The following is a 17,627-nucleotide window of genomic DNA, read 5'->3' as shown; positions in this document are numbered from 1 at the left end:
AGAGTACGCAATGGATTGAGAAAGGTCAAGGAAGCAGAAGGCCCCGATCGATCAGCTCTATCTGTCTTCCTGTTGTGGAGACGGCTCGATACAAATGGTCCCTGACCCGGCGTCAATCGTGATGCGCTGCCCGTCAGCAAGCCGTGCCGTGGCTCCTTCAACGTTGGCGATGGTCGGCAGTCCGTATTCGCGAGCGATAATGGCTCCATGAGACAATGTGCCGCCCATTTCCGCGATCAAGCCTCCGGCAAGACCGAAAAGAGGAGCCAATCCAGGGTCGATGGTAGGGACCACCAGAATTTCTCCAAATATCACCTTGCCCCAATCCGCCACTGAGCGAATGACTCGAACCGGACCTGTCACGGTTCCGACGCTGATCGGCATGCCCGACAAGGTACCGCTTCCTTCAGCTTGGTTAGAGGTCATCGTCTGCTCGCTCGCAGTTTCCCAGTCGTGGATCGTGTCAGGTACCTCGACTGCTGCGTCGCGCTCTCGCTCGGCTCTCCGGTCTTTGATCACGGCCTTCCAGTCTCGCGTACTTCCGGCCAGCAGGTCAGCTCGGTCGTCGGTCGGCAGAAAAAAGATGTCGTCAACCTGGTGAAGCCGACCCTGCTCGACCAGAAGTTCACCGAGGCGCATCAAGAGGCTGCGGAGGGCCGCCGAGTAATACATCAAGTGGTGTCGATTGGCTTCACGCAGCGAGAAGAAGCGACAGAGCCTTCGGTAGTACCACATAAAGATGATCCACCTATGGTAGCGCAGGCCGATGCGTCGTTTGATTTGAGTAAGCGCAGCGGTTCTGGCGTTGCCCTGACGCAAGAGGATGCTCTTCTGTGAAGGAGAGCCGGAGATGAGTTGAATACGCACGATAGCCAGAATTGATTCAGGGCTATCGGCAAGACGCGGGGACATGAGGTCCGATTCACCGACTGTACGGTGCCCATAGTCTTCCAAGTACCTGTCGAAGGCCCGTAGGAATTTCGTGTCGGCGAGAGCCGCGCGAAACGGTGCAGGTTCCCACGGTTCCGATGTGAGAAATGCGCCGGTCGCCGGTTCGTCTCGGGCGATGTCCGTCAGCTCAGCGAGGCGGAGAATCTGTCGTGCACTGATGACGGTCCCTTGTCCTTGGAGGGCGGCGTTCAGCAAACTCCTCCAGTCTGGTCCGAGCCACCGAGGCAGGAGTTGGCTGAAAATCTGCAGGCATTGGCCGACGCCGCCGACAATGCCGAACGTGACGTCGCGGCCCTCTAACCAGGGGCCGAACTTGTCGATCTCGCGCACGAGTTCTTCCACCGACAGGTGCAGAATGTGCTCACGGCGATAAGTCGTAGCCAGATCCTTCATTTCCCGGAACAATCGTGGACCGGAACGCTCAACCCGCCGCATCTCCATCCACATCATCCAGCCGGCCCGAGCGAGCGCCGTTCCGTTGATCGGCTGTACCTTCGGGATGGTTCGCAAAGGTTCGCCGCCCATCTGTTCGGCGTTCAACGATGGGTTTCCGCCTAGTTGGGCCACCAAGATATGGAACAGGGTCGCGTTCAGATAAGGACGTCCTCTCAGTACCCGGACCGATGTAAGTCCATCGGGAATATGGCATCCCAATCTTCGATAATGAGAGATGATGTGGCGGTCCATGAACCGCTCAAGAAACGAGAGACTCAACAGGCTCGGCAGTTCAGGCATCGTTTCTTTGAAATTCGTTCGCGACCATTCGCAGTCGTCGTTCGTGAGATTGGAGGAAGAGCGGACCGCCGTAATCGGCCTGGCCTGTACGAGCCACAGTTGTCCGGCATCGAAGGCCCATTCGAGATCGATGGGGTGACCGAAGGCCTGTTCCACCTGTTTGGTCGTCTGTGCGAGGGAAAAGAGCTGTGTATCGGTGAGCGATGGTTGGATGTGAGCCGCGTCGCCGAACCGTTCGACCTGCAGCCCATCCTTGGAAACGACCAGTCGTTGGGAGTGATGCGCAAGGATGCGCTTACGGACCAAAATCGGCTGCTTTTCATGAGTGACCTCCACGACATACTGGTCCGGCTTGACCGTGCCATCGACCAGCGATGCTGCGAGGCCAGGTACGGCATTGATCGTCACCTGATTCGACCGTCCGGTCACAGGATGTATTGAATAGGCCACTCCCGCCGATTGAGCGTCGATCATCGGTTGGATCACCACAGCCATCCTTGGAGCGGTCTGGTAGTTCCGACGAGCTGTGTAGCTCACCACCCGTTCTTCCCACAGTGAAGCCCAGAGGTCCTTCACTGCAGCATCAATGTCCGACAGAACCACGCCCAGGTGAGTGCGATAGAACCCTGCGTAACTGGCTTGAGCCGTATCCTCATTGGTGGCTGATGATCGGACGGCCCAGTGTTCGCTCAGTGGTCCACTGAGAGTTTGGAGTGTCCTCCGCCATTGAACGGCAAGTTGGGAAGTCTCTACCTGTCTGATGCGAGTCCGGCAGTCGGCCAATGCAGAGGCTCGTTCGCTTCCAGATAAGGCGCAGACCTTCCGCCACTCGTCATGTTCAATAAATCCTGACTCTTGCAGACACTGTATGTACGCCTCGGTCGTGATGCAGAACCCTTGGGGCACAGAGAAGCCGGCCGTGATGAGCTGAGCGAGCCCGATGGCCTTTCCTCCCGTGAGATCAACATCGATACACTGAGCCAGCGGAAGGATATAGGGACCAGCCATAAGTCGGCATAGTAGCTAGAGCAGGAGGACGAGGTAAAGGTCGTTGACATTCGTCCCTGTAGGACCGGTATGGATGTGACACCCAAGAGCTTTCAAGGCAGGGTAGGTATTATGCCTATTTAAGGATGACCAGAGATCAATGCCGAGTTTCTTCGTTCGCGCGACGGTGCTTCCACTGACAATTGCTCCGGCTGCGTCGGTGGGTCCGTCGGTTCCGTCGGTGCCCAGTGCCACGACCCATGTGTTGGGAAGGCCGGCGATCTCGAATGCCGCTGAAGCGGCGAATTCCTGAGCACGCCCACCCTTTCCATGGCCCGTGACCGTCACCGTGGTCTCACCTCCGGCCACCACGCAATAGGGGCGCTTCAAGTTACTCTGTCCCTCCGTAATCTTCTTGGTGAGGTCCATCAACTGCTTCGCTGCTGCGCGCGCTTCTCCCATGATAGGGTGCGAGACGACTTTGGTGTGAAGGCCTGCCCGTTGTGCGGTCCGCGCGACCGCTTCCAGCATCATCCGGTTGTTGCCGATGATGTGATGCTGCACGGAGCGCAGCCGTCGTGAACCGGGCTTCAAGGTCTCCGGCGCAGCTCCTTTTCGGCCTTGGCACAAGTAGTTGCGTACGGCAGCAGGCACGGCATGCCAGCATCCATACCGTTGCAGCACGTCCACTGCGTCTGCAAATGTCGAAGGATCGCCTGCTGTCGGCCCCGAGCCTATGGAACCGAGATCATCGCCGATGACGTCTGAAAGTAAGAGCGTAACAACCTTCGCCCTAGTGGACAGGGCCAACCCGCCACCTTTGACCAGTGACAAATGTTTCCTCACGACATTGATCTCATTGATTGTTGCCCCGCTGCGGAGCAGCAGGCGCGTCGTGCGTTGCTTGTCGGTTAGCGTTACACCGGGGACTGGAGCCGGGAGCAGGCTCGACGCACCTCCGGACAAGAGAACGATCAGCAGATCTCGAGGTGTCAGATGTTGTGTCAGACGTAGAAGCCGTCGAGTTGCGAGAAGGCCCGCACGATCTGGAATCGGATGACCGGCTTCGACCACGGTGATCCGCTTGGTGGCGAGTGTGTGGCCTGTCTTGACGATGACGAGTCCATCTTCCAACCTTGTCCCTAAGGCTGTCTCTAAAGCCTGTGCCATCCTTGCCGACGCCTTGCCGGCGCCGACCGCGATAATACGGCCGATATGGGAGAGATCATAGGCGCGACGTCCCACAAGCAAGGAATGTCTATTGAGTGAGACGCTGGTAAGTAAGGCCTGATACGGGTCAGAAGCATCCAGACCTGCGGTTATCAGCTTTCGAAGGAGCGACCGCGCAGAAGAAGCGGGGAGGCGAAGCCGCATGACCCTATGGCATCTTTTCTTGCTTGAAACAGCGGCTAGGACAGGTCTGCCTGGGCACACGGATTTGATAGGTGCCATGAGGGAGCACATCTTTCTTAAACTCAGGATTCAGCATCTTGAGCTCGAGAAGGTACGTGCCGAATTCTTCGGCGATCGAGGTCATCGCGCGATGGGACTCCTTAACATTCACCGTGACGGTTTCAGTCTCCAGCGGCATGTAGAGATCCTTTTTGGTCAGCCCGAGATACTTCTCCGGCTGGGAGTAGATTTCCTTCGCGGCGATGATACGAGGGACATACCGCAGGGTCTCGCGTGGGCCATGCATCTTCCAATAGTCGGCTATTTTTTGCTCCTTGAGCAGCTTGCGGATTCGTTCCTCACCGGCGTTGTAGGAGGCCATGGCCAAGAACCAATCGTTGTCCTGAAAATCTTTGAGGTACTTGAGGTACTTCACTGCCGCTTCGGTGGACATTTCGAGATTTCGACGTTCATCTCGGACGGCGTCGCTCTTCAGTCGATACCGGCGCCCGGTGGAGGGGATGAATTGCCATGGACCGGACGCCTTGGCTCTCGAGTAGGCGGCTGAAATGCACTTGCTCTCGACCAGCAACATATACTTGAGATCATCCGGTAAACCGGCATCGGCCAGCTGCTTTTCGGCGGGCGGGAAACAACGGCCGGTCCGTTTGGCGAGGACGATGCTTTCGCCTTGATCTTCTAAAAATTGATAGAACTCGTATTCGACTCGTTCTCTCACTTGCCAATTATCCAGAGGAACCGGCACTCCCGCAAAGGTAATCTTGTCAGGCAACTTGAATGAACTCAGAAAGAACCGCTCTCCCTCGCGTTTGATTTCCGGCAAAATGACCAGACGGTCTTCCGGTTCGGGCTGCGAATCCAGGAGGTCCGGTATGAGTAAGTCTTTCTCCGCCTCTGATTTTTGGCCGTCATTGTCCGTTGTTTCCGACGTGGCCAGGGCTGAGGAGCACAGTGACAGGATAAAAAGACCGATTCCGACCATAGAAAACAAAGACTGCACAGAACGGATGATCATTCTCGAACCCCTCTATTGTGTCCAAATACAAGCCGTCACCAAAGGCGAAATCATGCTAACAGCTGACTCCATCACCGGCAAGCAGAATAGGGTTCCTGCTCGTGTTACACTGTCGCCGCTATGAGTGCCCTGACAGTTCTGAACAAGGCTATCACCGAATGCACGGCCTGTCCCCGGTTGGTCGTCTATCGACAGGCGATTGCACGGCAGAAACGGAAACAATATCGTGATTGGACCTACTGGGGGCGGCCGGTTCCCGGCTTCGGAGATCACCAGGCTCGGCTCTATGTTCTTGGGCTCGCTCCTGCGGCACACGGTGGGAACCGGACGGGCCGCATTTTCACCGGTGATCGGAGCGGGGATTGGCTGTATGACGCGCTGTATCGGTATGGTTTCGCCAACCAGGCTGCTTCGCAACACACAGACGACGGTTTATCGTTGACGGATTGTTACATTGGGGCAACTGTGCGGTGTGCACCGCCGGGGAATAAACCAGCACCGGAGGAGTTTCTACGCTGCGGTCGATTCTTGCAGGAGGAGGTGTGTCTCCTAAAGAATCACCGCGTGGTGATTGCTCTGGGAAAGATCGCCTTCGATCATTACCTCAAGATCTGTCGGACCCAGGGGCGTGCTATGCCGGCGCCGGTCCCCAAATTTGGACATGGTGTCGTCTATCGCTTATCCTGGGGCGTGACACTGCTGGGTTCCTATCACCCCAGCCAACAAAACACGTTTACCGGGAAATTGACTCGCTCGATGTTTCACGCGGTGTTTCGGAGGGCTAGAAAAGAAATTGAGTCATCGCGTAATCGAGTGGGTCGATTGTGATCATGTGAGCTCTCCGGCAACATGCAAGCGAGGATCGTGAGGCGAAGGTACTCTTCGTCCCGAAGACCGTAGGCCCGCTAGGAGACTTTTTTCACTCCTTCATATCCAATCCACTAGATGTGGTGTAGTCTCCCCTGGTACGTACCATTACGTTTGCGTAGTGACCCCTGTCACGTCCCCGCCCGTATCAACCCATTCTCCGGCACCGCTTGGACCGCGGGCTGAAATCGACGCGAACAAAAATCCCCAGTTGCAAAGTGGCACGAGACGGCGTATAGGACATAGCAGGACATTCTAGTACCACCCAAATTTCAAGAAAGCGTAGCAGTCATAGTTCCAGAGTTTTGGTCGGATCGCTTTCTTCTCTTTCGTTGCGGACGTTTTACCGTGTCGAGAGGAGGGGTGTTTCCCAAGCATTGGACTTTCAAAATTTCGAATCTTTTGAACCTACTGTAGAGTTGCCGCCACTTATCATCTTTATTTAGCAGTGAGGTGAGACATGATTACAAAGCTAATCGCCTTCGCCTTTCTCTTCACCGTCACGGTGAGTGGACAGGAAGTGAGTCTGGCTGCCGCCACTCAGTCTATTGCCGAGAACCAGCCGACCGCCATGCGATCAGACAATGGTCAAAGTTCCCCCATGGCCATGCTCGTCGGGTTCCTGAGACCGGCGGATGTTCGGCACGCTCAACAAGACAACGAGGGGGGCTCGTATGTCCATAAAATCGACAGCGACGATACCTCTCCTGCTGCTTCAACCGCCCCGATTACTCCTATTACTTCTATTACTGTAGACGCTCCTCAGAGCCAACTTTCCGAGGCAGACAAAGAGACAATGCGGTTGGAGCAACTCTTAGAGCAGCTCACCACCAAAGAGAAGGAGTTGGCCCTCCTGCGAGAGAAAACGGCAGCGGCAGCGAATCAGTTGAACGTCGAGAAGACCCGCGCGGAAACGTTGGAAGCGCAGCTGAACCAAAAGGAGCAGGAACTCGCGGGGCTCTGCACTCAACGAGACACCCACCAGGAAATGTCGCAGGAGCTGAACCGGACAAAGAGCAGACTGGAGCTGGCCAAACAGCAAGTCAACGACATCGAGCGACAATTTGTCATCAGCAATGACCAGCTCGACGAAGCGATGCAACGCATTGCGGACCTTGACCTGCAACTGGTGGCGAAAGAGCAAGAATACCAGCTGGCCAAGTCCAACCTGGATAGGGAAATCGCCGCTCGAGACGCTCAGCTGACACAGGCGAAGCGCTTGCTCGCGAGCCTGGGTAAGAGCTTACCGAAGCTGGCCAAGCAGGATCCCTCCAACAAGAATGCGGTTCCTCGGCAAGCCGTCACGACGGCACGAGCCACGATCGACCTCACCAAGGTCAACGAGAAGTTGATGACCGCGCTCCAGGATGAGCTCAAACGGGGCAGCGTGGTGTTGGATCAGCGCGGAGACAAGTTAACCCTTGCGTTGTCGTCGGGTGAACTGTTCCCCAAAGGGCGAGCCACCATGACACCGGCGGGAACCTCCTTGGTCAAGCGAATCGGCGTGGCCTTGCGTAAATTTCGTCCTCAAAGCGTTGAAGTTGCCGGACATACCGACAGCACACCGGTCAAGTACGATACTCGGCGACCCTATAAAGATAACACTGAGCTCTCTCGGGCGCGGGCCGAACATGCTGGCAAGGCTCTGATCAAGGGTGGGGTAGGTGCCGACCGAGTCAGGACCGTCGGGTATGCGGACTCCCGCCCCATCGCAACCAACGACACGGAAGAAGGTCGGAGCAAGAATCGACGGGTCGAGATCGTCGTCACCCAGTCGCCTGAGCCGATCGCCTCCGCTGGTGAAAAGGACGATCAAGGCGCAAGCACCAGCCAAAACACCGCCCCATATGGAGGAATGGTTCGAAAAGTCGTGAATCGCTGATTCCGCACTGATGACCATGTCGGCCGATCGCGGGCCGACATGGTCGTGCCGATCTCCCACAAACTTGCCTGAGTACGTGGCCGGAGGACCGCCTCGCATGTGAGGTTCTCTACTCTCTCGTTGCAGTCGACAGACACATCATTTAACGTCTGTGAAGCCTCACATCATGCTGCCACGGTATAGTAGGGTGGCCTCTCTCCCAATAGAACTGTTCCTTGGAGCACCGCGCGCCTTCCTCCACGACTTAACAGGCCTGGCGTCCCGTGAGCGATACGCTCACCTGGTGGATCAGTAAGGGCCAGGCTCATGGGAGACGAAACATCGCGCTGAGGCGCAAGCGGCGTCGGACGATGAAGAGAGGAGAGGACATGACACGCGAAGCAGCGCTGGCATTTGCGGCAGAGTGGACTGCGGCATGGAACGAGCTCGCCGTCGAACATGTGTTGGCTCATTTTGACGAGAACGTCTCGTTCACCAGCCTGACAGCACGAACCGTCGTAGGCACCAGTGCGGTGCTTGGCAAGCAGGTGCTACGCGAGTACTGGAACAAGGCGGTTGCGCAGATTGGCGCACTGCAATTCGTGGTTGATCGGGTCTTGTGGGATCCCACCACGAGGGAGGTGGCGATTGTCTACATTTCCGAGATCGGCGGGCGAAGGAAGTGGGTCTCAGAGCAACTCACCTTTGGCCCGGATGGTCTGGTAGTGAGTGCTGAGGTATTCCACGGGGTGGACCTGTAGTGACGCGCACACTGATGAGCCACGAATCCAGGCGGACGCATGCCGCCGCCGATCGTCAGTGATGATTGTGTCACGCACCTGCTCGAAAGCGGCTCAAGCATCCGCACGATGCAGGAGCTGTTGGGCCATCGCGACCTCAAAACGACGATGATCTATACGCATGTGCTGCATCGAGGGCTGGTGGGTGTCCGCTGGACAGCATGTGAACCCATTCACGGGACGGGTGTTATGCCGATCCGCATAAGAATCCATGAAGCATCGTCATACAGTTGCAACTCGTGCAACCAACGACACAAATGACGTATAGTGTCCGAACGTTCGTCGTGTGTTACGCGGATTGAAACAGCCAGATGCCGCGCTTATGCGGATCGGCCTAAACATTGTTAGGTGCCACGTGCAACACGAGATCAAGACGACGATCGCAATCGCTGCAACTCCTGAGCAAGTGTGGTCCGTGCTGCTCGACTTCGCGCGCTATCCAGAGTGGAATCCGTTCGTCCGGTCGATCGAAGGGCAGCCATCCGAGGGTTCTTCGATCAAGATCACGCTCTCTTCTCAAGGGGGCAAGCCAATGATCTTTAAGCCCATCGTTCTTCGTCACAATCCGGGTCGCGAGTTCCGGTGGAAGGGCAGGCTCTTGCTTCCGGGCATATTCGATGGAGAGCACTACTTTTGCCTCTCTGCGGATCGCGAAGGATCAACGCAACTCATGCATGGTGAGCGCTTCAACGGTCTGCTCGTGCCACTCTTGCGTGGTGCGCTTGACCGGGACACCAAGGCCAGGTTTGAAGCAATGAACACCGCGCTCAAACACAGGATCGAGAGGCGTGACGCCTACCCCTTCGTTGCACCAGCGGCTGCACCGGACAGCCGCTGAACGACCGGTTGCTCCGCGCCTGCCGGTGAGCCGCGGGCCGTTCGGCGCTTCCTGGGCGCGTACGCCATAGTGAAAGCGATCGACGGATATGTTCTCATCACGCCAGACGCCCTTGCTTGGAAGCCATCGAACATCATGCGCATTCCAAATGCGGACTTCCTTGAGCGCAGCGGAACCAAAATTCTTGAGACGAGATTGTAGAGACTTCCCCCTCGAATCGCCAATACGCTCCACAAGCATCCCAAGATGAAGAGCTTATCTTGGGATCGACGGCGTTGAGTGATTACAGATAGCGGTGCGAGAGCACTTTGCCGGTCTTGTCAAATTCGTACAGCAGCGGCACGCCGGTCGGAATGTTCAGCTCAAGGACCTGTTCCCTCGACAATTGGTCCAGCTCCATCACCAGCGCGCGAAGACTGTTGCCATGCGCGGCAATGATGATGGTCTCTCCCTTCAGCAGATGAGGTTTGATCATCTTCGCATAGTACGGCAAGGTGCGTTCGGCCGTATCTTTCAGGCTCTCTCCACCAGGCGGTTTCACATCATAACTTCGGCGCCAGATTTTCACCTGCGCGTCGCCGTACTTCTTGGCGGTTTCGGCCTTGTTCAATCCTTGGAGTTCTCCATACATCCTCTCGTTCAGCGCCTTGTCTTTTTCAATGGGAATATTCGTCTGCCCGAGGACTTCCAGCACGATTCTCAATGTTTCGTTAGCGCGGGTGAGGACGGAGGAGAAGGCCCGGTCAAAGGTAAATCCACGGAGCTTCTCACCGGCCTGCTTGGCTTCTTCGGTACCTTTTGTGGAGAGCGGCACGTCTACCCAGCCGGTAAAACGGTTCTCCAAGTTCCATTGCGATTCCCCATGACGAAGCAAGACTAATCGAGCCATCGCCTATCCTTTGTCGTCAACGTGACCATCCCATCAGGGTCCAAAGCATACTGAATTACTGTGCCAAGTCAAGCCTGTGACAGCATGACCGCTTGCTTGGCCGGTCGGCCGGGCGATTTATCCAGATCGGGCGGGCCTTCTTGAATCATCTTCACGAGTGTCGCCAGGAAGATGATGTAGAAAAACACGCCGACCCAGATGACATAAGGCTGTACCCCGCCCGATTCTTTCAGTGCGGTTTCCTGCGCGGCACGATCCATCCGATCGGCTTTCTTGATTTCACCGACGTGCTCTCGGCAATGCCAATAATACAGATAGTTTGCGGTTGCTCCCGCCATGATGCTCCAAACGATGCCGGCGGAAAAGTCGCCCGTGAGATAGGTCGAAATCATCGGGCCGACCGCATAAACGAACGCGTGCAGGTACATCTTCCGGTACAGAAACCACAGGAAGGAGATGTAGAGAAACGCCGGCCAGTTCCATGAGAGAGCGAACTTCGGCCGGCCGTTCGCCGAAAATTTCTTAAACACCGTCAGATAGTGGTCCGCGTTGGAGCCGATGAATTGGCGCCACAACGTCTCGTCGTCCTGAACCGGCCGAGCGGTGGAAACCTCAGGGGCGGCCTCGGCGACAGGCTTGGCTTCAGCCAGTTTGGTTCCGCACTGATGACAGAATTGAGCCTCATCGGGGTTCTGTTGCTTGCACTGACTGCACATCATCATGGCGACGCAGCTTACCACACTCGGAACGGAAGGATATGGCCTATCGCTAATGGCGGATTGCGGAACTGCGAGCAAGTCTCGCTTGAGGGCAATTCCCTCGATGTTCCGCTTATTGCTCTTCCCACTGCCCCTGTGCTAGCTTTCCTTTATTTCTAAAGGGATACGCGGTTATGCCGAGCCAAAACCTGAGAGACGATGCCGATAAATATCTCATGCAGACCTATAGTCGCCAGCCGATCACGATTGTACGGGGACGTGGTGCAAAGGTCTACGATCTGGAAGGCCGAGAGTACATTGATTTTGTCGGTGGGATTGCCGTCAATGTATTGGGGCATGGTCATCCTGACCTGGTCCAGGCCATCCAACGCCAAGCCGTGCAACTGATCCACACCTCGAACCTCTACTACACCGAACCTCAAGTGAAACTGGCGAAAATGTTGGTAGACCATTCGTTTGCCGACCGTGTGTTCTTCTGCAACAGCGGGGCGGAGGCCAACGAGGCGGCGCTTAAACTGGCGAGGCGGTATGGGCATGAGCGGCATGGGCCCGACCGCTTTGAAGTCATCACGATGAAGAATTCATTCCATGGCCGTACGCTGGCCACGCTCACCGCCACGGGACAGGAGAAGGTTCAGAAGGGCTTCGAACCGCTGATGCCGGGATTTGCTTATGCACCGTTCAATGATTTCGGCGCGATCGAGTCCATGGTTAGTGAGAAGACCGCGGCGATCATGTTGGAACCGATTCAGGCGGAAGGCGGCGTGTATGTGGCCGACCGAGATTATCTGAGAGACCTGCGAGATCTCTGTACACAACAAGACATCTTGCTCATCTTCGATGAAATTCAAACGGGCATGGGGAGAACCGGCACCTTCTTCGCCCATGAACAACTCGGCGTGATACCCGATATCATGACCCTCGCAAAAGGTCTCGCCGGCGGAGTGCCGATCGGAGCCTGTTTGGCAAAAGAATCGGTGGCCGCAGCGTTTACGCCCGGCTCTCATGCGTCGACGTTCGGTGGAAATCCCTTGGCCTGTGCCGCGGCGCTGGCCGTTTGCCGTGTGCTGCTCGAAGGAAAGGTGCTGGACCAAGCGCGGCGCATGGGTGAGTACCTGGCAAAAGGGTTGGCCGACTGCAAAGACCGCCATCGAATCGTGAAGGATGTGCGAGGCCTTGGTCTCTTGCAAGGCATGGAGTTGGAGGCCGACGCCCGAGCAATGGTGGCCGATGCGCTTGCCCGCGGCATGCTGATCAATGCCGCAACCGAGCGAGTGCTGCGCTTTGTGCCGCCGTTGGTGATCACACAGCCCGAGGTGGATAAGCTCGTCGACCTCCTCGACATACTGCTCAACCAGCGCACGACGGCGGGAAAAGAGTCACATCACTGATGGCCGTGTCAGCCCGACAAAATGTCAACGGCGGGCGCTATGCCAAGGACCTACTCGACGTCGCGACGATGCCGCGAGAGCAGGTCCTCGACTTGCTGCGTTTGGCGACGTCTCTGAAGAAGAAGCAGCGCCAGGGCACTCCGCATCGGTTGCTGCACGGGAAGACCTTAGGGCTGCTGTTTCAAAAGCCGTCGACAAGGACCCGCGTGTCGTTTGAGGCGGGGATGAACCAACTCGGCGGCCATGCACTGGTCCTTCCCATGAGCGACATCCAACTCTCGCGTGGTGAGACGGTCTCGGACACGGCACGCGTCCTGTCCCGTTACCTGGACGGGATCGTGATCCGAACCTATGACCATTCAATCGTCGAAGAATGGGCGGCAGAAGCCGCGATGCCGGTGATTAACGGGCTGACCGACCATAGCCATCCTTGTCAGGCCTTGTCCGATTTGATGACGATTCAGGAGATCAAGGGCCGGCTCAAAGGGCTCAGCCTTGCGTACATCGGCGATGGAAACAATGTGGCCAACTCGCTCATCGAAGCGGGAACGAAGGTGGGCCTGCGCGTCGTGATTGGCTGTCCGTCCGGCTATCAACCGGATCAGCGGGTGATCGACCGTGCCCGAATGGAAGGCCAAACCACCGGCACATCCATCGAGGTGTTTGAGAATCCCATGGTCGCCGTGAAAGAGGCGGATGTGGTGTATACCGACGTGTGGATCAGTATGGGACGCGAGCGGGAGCAGGCACGACGATTACGAACGCTCGCTCCCTACCAACTGAACAAACGGCTGCTCCAACGGGCGAAATCCGACGCCATCGTCATGCATTGTTTGCCGGCTCATCGAGGAGAAGAGATTACGGCGGAGGTGCTGGACGGCACACAGTCCGTCGTCATCGATCAGGCGGAAAATCGCCTCCACATGCAAAAGGCGATTCTGACTCAGCTGTTCAGCCGGAAGAATCATACCGGATAGGATCAGCCGTGAAACCACAATCGATCAAGAAAATCGTCCTGGCCTATTCCGGCGGACTGGATACATCCGTCATCCTCAAATGGCTGCAGGAAACCTATCAGGCCGAGATCATTGCGTTTTGCGCCGACCTTGGCCAGGGGGAAGATCTGAAGGCCGTCAAAACCAAGGCCCAAACGCTCGGCGTCAAGAAGGTCTATGTCGAGGATCTTCGGGAAACCTTCGTGAAAGATTATGTGTTCCCGATGTTGCGCGGAAATGCGATGTATGAGGGCTGCTACCTCCTTGGGACATCGATCGCTCGCCCGCTGATCGCTCGTCGACAGGCTGAAATCGCGCTCAAAGAGGGCGCCGAAGCGGTGTCGCACGGCGCCACGGGGAAGGGCAACGATCAGGTGCGTTTCGAGCTGACGTACATGGCGCTCGCACCTCACTTGAAGATCATTGCGCCTTGGCGGGAATGGACCATGCGCTCCCGGCGCGAACTGATCGAGTATGCCGAACGCCACGGCATTCCGGTGACCGCGACCAAAGCCAAGCCCTACAGCACGGACCCGAATCTGTTTCACATCAGTTATGAAGGCGGCATTCTTGAGGACCCGTGGGAATCGCCTCCGGATGAAATATTCCAGATGACCGTCTCACCGGAAAAAGCACCGGATAAGCCGCAGGAAGTCGAGATCGAATACCAAGCGGGCAATCCCGTCGCGGTCGACGGCAAGAAGATGAGTCCTGCTGCCTTACTGGCCCATCTCAACAAATTGGGCGGCGGGCATGGGGTCGGTCGGGTCGATCTGGTGGAAAACCGCTACGTCGGGATGAAGTCGCGAGGGGTGTACGAAACGCCGGGAGGAACGATTCTGCACGTTGCGCATCGCGGACTCGAATCCTTGACGATGGACCGCGAAGTCCTCCACTTCCGCGACAGTTTGATCCCACGATTTGCGGACCTGATCTACAACGGGTATTGGTTCAGCCCTGAGCGCGAAATGATGCAGACGGCGATCGATGAAGCCCAGAAGGACGTCAGCGGTGTCGCACGGGTCAAACTCTACAAGGGAAGTTGTACTCTGGCCGGACGTAAATCCAAACAGTCTCTCTATCGCCTCGACATCGCCACGTTCGAGGAAGATGACGTGTATAACCAGAAGGACGCGGAAGGGTTCATCCGTTTGAACGCATTGCGACTGAAGATTCGCGCGCAGAGAAGGAAAGCCTCGTCCTGATGGCCAGGCGCAGGAACCATCCGAAGTCGGCCGGCGGGGGAGGGAAGGCCTGGGCCGGCCGGTTTCGAGAGCAGACCGATCCATTGGTCGAAGCGTTTACCAAGTCGGTGACGATCGACAGTCGGCTTTATGGCGAGGATATCGACGGGAGCATCGGCCATTGTAAGACACTCGAAAAGGCTCGGATCCTCACGCGAGCAGAAACGCGCGCCATCGTCCGTGGGTTGGAATCAGTCAAACGCGAGTTCGATCGTGGACAATTCGTCTTCTCACCTCAAGACGAAGATATACACATGGCCATCGAGCGGCGATTGACTGAAATGATCGGCCCGTTGGGGGGCAAATTGCACACAGGCCGTAGCAGGAATGATCAAGTGGCTCTGGATATTCGGCTGTATTTGCGTACTCGGCTGGATGAGCTGCATGAGCGATTGGCTGGATTTCAACGCGTGCTGGTCGCAAAGGCCGGTGCAAACCGCTCACTGATCATGCCCGGGTATACCCATCTGCAACGGGCTCAGCCGGTTCTGTTTGCGCATCACTTGCTGGCGTACGTGGAGATGTTCGAACGGGACAAAGGCCGACTACGTGATGCAAGAGGCCGACTCAATGTCATGCCGCTCGGATCCGGTGCCTTGGCCGGTACGAACTATCCGGTGAACCGCCGATACACGGCTGAGCTGCTGGGGTTTCCCGCCGTCACCCAGAACAGCATGGATGCGGTTTCCGACCGCGATTTCATGATCGAAACGGCATCGGCCCTCTCAATTGTGATGATGCATTTGTCACGGCTGAGTGAGGAATTGATCGTATGGGCATCGCAAGAATTTCGGTTCGTCGATCTGCCGGACGCATTTTGTACAGGAAGCAGCATGATGCCGCAGAAGAAGAACCCCGACGTCCCCGAACTGGTCCGAGGAAAAACCGGACGCGTCTACGGCCACCTCGTCAATCTGCTGACTCTGCTCAAGGCTCTGCCGTTGAGTTATAATCGGGATTTGCAAGAAGACAAGGCGGCCCTCTTCGATGCCCTTGATACGGTGACGGCATCTCTCCACGTGATGACGGAATTAATGCGCCGGCTGAAAGTCAGCGGAGAGGCCATGAAACGAGCGCTGCAAGGAGGAGGACTCCTCGCCACGGAACTGGCCGACTACTTGGTCATGAGAGGCGTGCCTTTTCGCGAAGCTCATGGGATCACCGGGCGAATCGTCCGGGCTGCGCTCGATCAAGGGCGTGACGTCACGGATTTGTCACTTGAGGAACTTCGAGTATTTTGTGAACGGATCGACGAGAGCGTGTTTTCTTGGTTGACTCCCGTAGCGGCAATCGATCACAAGGGACAAATCGGGGCGACAGCACGGGAACGAGTTGAGCGGCGAATTAAGGACCTCGAAAGGTCACTGTCATGAAAGCTGTTGTTATTCTTGTATCGGCAGGGCTCCTAATTTCTTGTGGGGTGGCGGGGGCACCGGTCCCCCCCGAATTAGTCGGAGTGACGCCCACGATCGAGAAGCAGAAAAGGCAACATGCCCTCGAGGCAGAGCGGCAAGCGACAGAATCGGCTGAATCGGATCCTACCCTGGGAAACCAGGACATCGATCTGTCTCCACCGCAGCCGGTGGGAATACGGTAAACAAGGTCTTGGGGATGGTGCAATTGGTTGAATACAAGGAACCACGCAATGCATAGCTTCGAGTATCACCACGGTGAATTGTACTGCGAACAGGTACCGGTCAGCCGTGTGGCGAAGGAGCTCGGCACTCCCTGTTATCTCTATAGCCATGCGACACTGGTCCGGCATTTCCACGCCTACGACAGTGCATTCAAAAATATCCCGCATGTCATCGCGTTTGCGATGAAAGCCAACTCCAATCTGGCCATCCTTCGCATGATGGCAAAGGAAGGCAGCGGCGCGGACATCGTGTCGGGCGGCGAGCTGTTCCGAGCGCTCAAAGCCGGCGTGCCGCCTTCCAAAATCGTGTTTGCCGGCGTCGGCAAATCGCCGGAGGAAATCCGCGACGCGCTGAAGGCCGACATCCTCATGTTCAATGTCGAGTCGTCGGCCGAGATCCATGCGATCAACGAGGTGGCGGCCTCGGTCGGCAAAAGAGCGCGGATCGCGTTGCGGATCAACCCGGACGTGGATCCGAAAACACATCCGTACATCTCTACAGGGATGAAGAAAAGCAAGTTCGGCATCGCCTCGGATCGGGCGCTGGAAGAATACAAAATGGCGTCTTCACTAAGCCATACCGACGTCGTGGGCGTCCATGCCCACATCGGCTCGCAGTTGACGGACGTGACACCGTTCGTCGATTCGCTGAAGAAGGTCGTGGCGCTCATCGATACGCTGAAGAGACAGGGAATCGACATCCGCTACCTGAACATCGGAGGTGGACTCGGCATCACGTATTCCGAGGAGAAGCCGCCTTTGCCTCATGAACTGGCTGATGCCGTTTCGCCGCTCGTCAAGGATCTGGGGCTGACGCTGGTGATGGAGCCGGGCCGCGTCATCGTCGGCAACGCCGGCATCTTGGTAACAAAGGCGCTGTATGAGAAGGCCGGAGAAACGAAATACTTCGTCATCGTCGATGCCGCCATGAACGATTTGATTCGGCCGAGCTTGTACGGCGCCTACCACGAAATTCGCCCTGTGAAGGAGGAAGCGATCCGTCGGACAAAACAGACGATGGATGTCGTCGGGCCTGTCTGTGAATCGGGAGATTTTCTGGCCAAGGATCGGTCGTTGCCGAGCGTCAAGCCCGGTGAGTTGTTGGCGGTCATGAGCGCCGGGGCATACGGCTTTGTGATGGCATCGAATTACAACTCTCGGCCTCGTGTACCGGAAGTACTCGTCAAGGGCGGAGAGTTCCACGTCATTCGCGATCGAGAGACGTACGACGACCTCGTACGTGGCGAGAGAATTCCGTCGTTCCTCAACGAAACGGAGTGAGAGGG

15 protein-coding genes and 1 pseudogene are annotated in these 17,627 nt (G+C 56.8%); 11 read left to right on the top strand and 5 right to left on the bottom strand.

The genetic code is table 11. From position 1 onward, the window contains the following. Window positions 1-57: 57 nt before the first annotated feature. Genes P0120_20180 through P0120_20170 form a run of 3 tightly spaced genes read right to left on the bottom strand, consistent with a single transcriptional unit; the run spans window position 58 to window position 5,101 of the window. Window positions 58-2,694: a PEP/pyruvate-binding domain-containing protein gene (locus P0120_20180; GenBank protein MDF0676627.1), complete on the bottom strand. Its 2,637-nt coding sequence runs from the start codon at window positions 2,692-2,694 to the stop codon at window positions 58-60. Window positions 2,695-2,709: 15 nt separating this feature from the next. Next, window positions 2,710-4,047, bottom strand: coding sequence for a glycerate kinase (locus P0120_20175; GenBank protein ID MDF0676626.1), 1,338 nt, complete (start codon window positions 4,045-4,047; stop codon window positions 2,710-2,712). Window positions 4,048-4,051: 4 nt separating this feature from the next. Then, window positions 4,052-5,101, bottom strand: coding sequence for a lytic transglycosylase domain-containing protein (locus P0120_20170; GenBank protein ID MDF0676625.1), 1,050 nt, complete (start codon window positions 5,099-5,101; stop codon window positions 4,052-4,054). 120 nt (window positions 5,102-5,221) lie between these two features. Here P0120_20170 and P0120_20165 point away from each other — a divergent pair, with 120 nt between their 5' ends. From P0120_20165 to P0120_20145, 5 genes and pseudogenes are all read left to right on the top strand, one after another. Next, window positions 5,222-5,929, top strand: a complete 708-nt coding sequence (locus P0120_20165; GenBank protein ID MDF0676624.1) for a uracil-DNA glycosylase — start codon at window positions 5,222-5,224, stop codon at window positions 5,927-5,929. Between the two features lie 499 nt (window positions 5,930-6,428). Continuing rightward, window positions 6,429-7,850 (top strand): OmpA family protein, encoded by a 1,422-nt coding sequence (locus P0120_20160; protein ID MDF0676623.1) that lies wholly within the window; start codon window positions 6,429-6,431, stop codon window positions 7,848-7,850. A gap of 368 nt (window positions 7,851-8,218) precedes the next feature. Next, window positions 8,219-8,590 carry a hypothetical protein gene (locus P0120_20155; protein MDF0676622.1) on the top strand — a complete coding sequence of 124 codons (372 nt, stop codon included), beginning with the start codon at window positions 8,219-8,221 and terminating at the stop codon, window positions 8,588-8,590. A gap of 72 nt (window positions 8,591-8,662) precedes the next feature. Next, window positions 8,663-8,890, top strand: a pseudogene (locus P0120_20150) (tyrosine-type recombinase/integrase). A gap of 94 nt (window positions 8,891-8,984) precedes the next feature. Next, complete coding sequence (locus P0120_20145; GenBank protein ID MDF0676621.1) at window positions 8,985-9,467, top strand: SRPBCC domain-containing protein; 483 nt, start codon at window positions 8,985-8,987, stop codon at window positions 9,465-9,467. 283 nt (window positions 9,468-9,750) lie between these two features. Here P0120_20145 and P0120_20140 read toward each other — a convergent pair whose 3' ends face one another. Together P0120_20140 and P0120_20135 are read right to left on the bottom strand one after the other, a co-directional pair. Next, window positions 9,751-10,356 (bottom strand): 2,3-bisphosphoglycerate-dependent phosphoglycerate mutase, encoded by a 606-nt coding sequence (locus P0120_20140; protein MDF0676620.1) that lies wholly within the window; start codon window positions 10,354-10,356, stop codon window positions 9,751-9,753. Between the two features lie 68 nt (window positions 10,357-10,424). Continuing rightward, on the bottom strand, window positions 10,425-11,078 hold the full coding sequence (locus P0120_20135) for a zinc ribbon domain-containing protein (protein MDF0676619.1): 654 nt from the start codon (window positions 11,076-11,078) through the stop codon (window positions 10,425-10,427). 170 nt (window positions 11,079-11,248) lie between these two features. On the opposite strand from P0120_20135, the gene P0120_20130 reads away from it, so the two are divergent. From P0120_20130 to lysA, 6 genes are read left to right on the top strand one after another with little or no spacing between them, the layout of a single operon-like run. Further along, window positions 11,249-12,466: an acetylornithine transaminase gene (locus tag P0120_20130; GenBank protein MDF0676618.1), complete on the top strand. Its 1,218-nt coding sequence runs from the start codon at window positions 11,249-11,251 to the stop codon at window positions 12,464-12,466. After that, a complete protein-coding gene (gene argF / locus P0120_20125; GenBank protein MDF0676617.1) occupies window positions 12,466-13,443 on the top strand; it encodes an ornithine carbamoyltransferase in 978 nt (325 codons plus the stop codon). The genes P0120_20130 and argF overlap by 1 nt, the downstream gene beginning before the upstream one ends. 8 nt (window positions 13,444-13,451) lie before the next feature. Continuing rightward, window positions 13,452-14,666, top strand: a complete 1,215-nt coding sequence (locus P0120_20120; GenBank protein ID MDF0676616.1) for an argininosuccinate synthase — start codon at window positions 13,452-13,454, stop codon at window positions 14,664-14,666. Continuing rightward, a complete protein-coding gene (gene argH / locus P0120_20115; protein MDF0676615.1) occupies window positions 14,666-16,078 on the top strand; it encodes an argininosuccinate lyase in 1,413 nt (470 codons plus the stop codon). Before P0120_20120 ends, argH begins: the two co-directional genes overlap by 1 nt. Continuing rightward, window positions 16,075-16,302 carry a hypothetical protein gene (locus tag P0120_20110; protein ID MDF0676614.1) on the top strand — a complete coding sequence of 76 codons (228 nt, stop codon included), beginning with the start codon at window positions 16,075-16,077 and terminating at the stop codon, window positions 16,300-16,302. The genes argH and P0120_20110 overlap by 4 nt, the downstream gene beginning before the upstream one ends. A 48-nt stretch (window positions 16,303-16,350) precedes the next feature. Beyond that, entirely contained in the window at window positions 16,351-17,622 is a 1,272-nt protein-coding gene (lysA, locus tag P0120_20105; protein ID MDF0676613.1) for a diaminopimelate decarboxylase, read from the top strand. Window positions 17,623-17,627: the final 5 nt, after the last annotated feature.

The organism is Nitrospira sp. (genome assembly GCA_029194675.1).
Taxonomy (GTDB): Bacteria; Nitrospirota; Nitrospiria; order Nitrospirales; family Nitrospiraceae; genus Nitrospira_D.
Note: the sequence above shows the minus strand (reverse complement) of the source record. Positions and strands in the feature narration are given on the sequence as shown.

Excerpts from the sequence above, each read along its gene's own strand:
- P0120_20180 (MDF0676627.1), bottom strand. The coding sequence starts at position 2,694 with ATGGCTGGTCCCTATATCCTTCCGCTGGCTCAGTGTATCGATGTTGAT.
- P0120_20175 (MDF0676626.1), bottom strand. The coding sequence starts at position 4,047 with ATGCGGCTTCGCCTCCCCGCTTCTTCTGCGCGGTCGCTCCTTCGAAAG.
- P0120_20170 (MDF0676625.1), bottom strand. The coding sequence starts at position 5,101 with ATGATCATCCGTTCTGTGCAGTCTTTGTTTTCTATGGTCGGAATCGGT.
- P0120_20165 (MDF0676624.1), top strand. The coding sequence starts at position 5,222 with ATGAGTGCCCTGACAGTTCTGAACAAGGCTATCACCGAATGCACGGCC.
- P0120_20160 (MDF0676623.1), top strand. The coding sequence starts at position 6,429 with ATGATTACAAAGCTAATCGCCTTCGCCTTTCTCTTCACCGTCACGGTG.
- P0120_20155 (MDF0676622.1), top strand. The coding sequence starts at position 8,219 with ATGACACGCGAAGCAGCGCTGGCATTTGCGGCAGAGTGGACTGCGGCA.
- P0120_20140 (MDF0676620.1), bottom strand. The coding sequence starts at position 10,356 with ATGGCTCGATTAGTCTTGCTTCGTCATGGGGAATCGCAATGGAACTTG.
- P0120_20135 (MDF0676619.1), bottom strand. The coding sequence starts at position 11,078 with ATGATGATGTGCAGTCAGTGCAAGCAACAGAACCCCGATGAGGCTCAA.
- P0120_20130 (MDF0676618.1), top strand. The coding sequence starts at position 11,249 with ATGCCGAGCCAAAACCTGAGAGACGATGCCGATAAATATCTCATGCAG.
- argF (MDF0676617.1), top strand. The coding sequence starts at position 12,466 with ATGGCCGTGTCAGCCCGACAAAATGTCAACGGCGGGCGCTATGCCAAG.
- argH (MDF0676615.1), top strand. The coding sequence starts at position 14,666 with ATGGCCAGGCGCAGGAACCATCCGAAGTCGGCCGGCGGGGGAGGGAAG.
- P0120_20110 (MDF0676614.1), top strand. The coding sequence starts at position 16,075 with ATGAAAGCTGTTGTTATTCTTGTATCGGCAGGGCTCCTAATTTCTTGT.
- lysA (MDF0676613.1), top strand. The coding sequence starts at position 16,351 with ATGCATAGCTTCGAGTATCACCACGGTGAATTGTACTGCGAACAGGTA.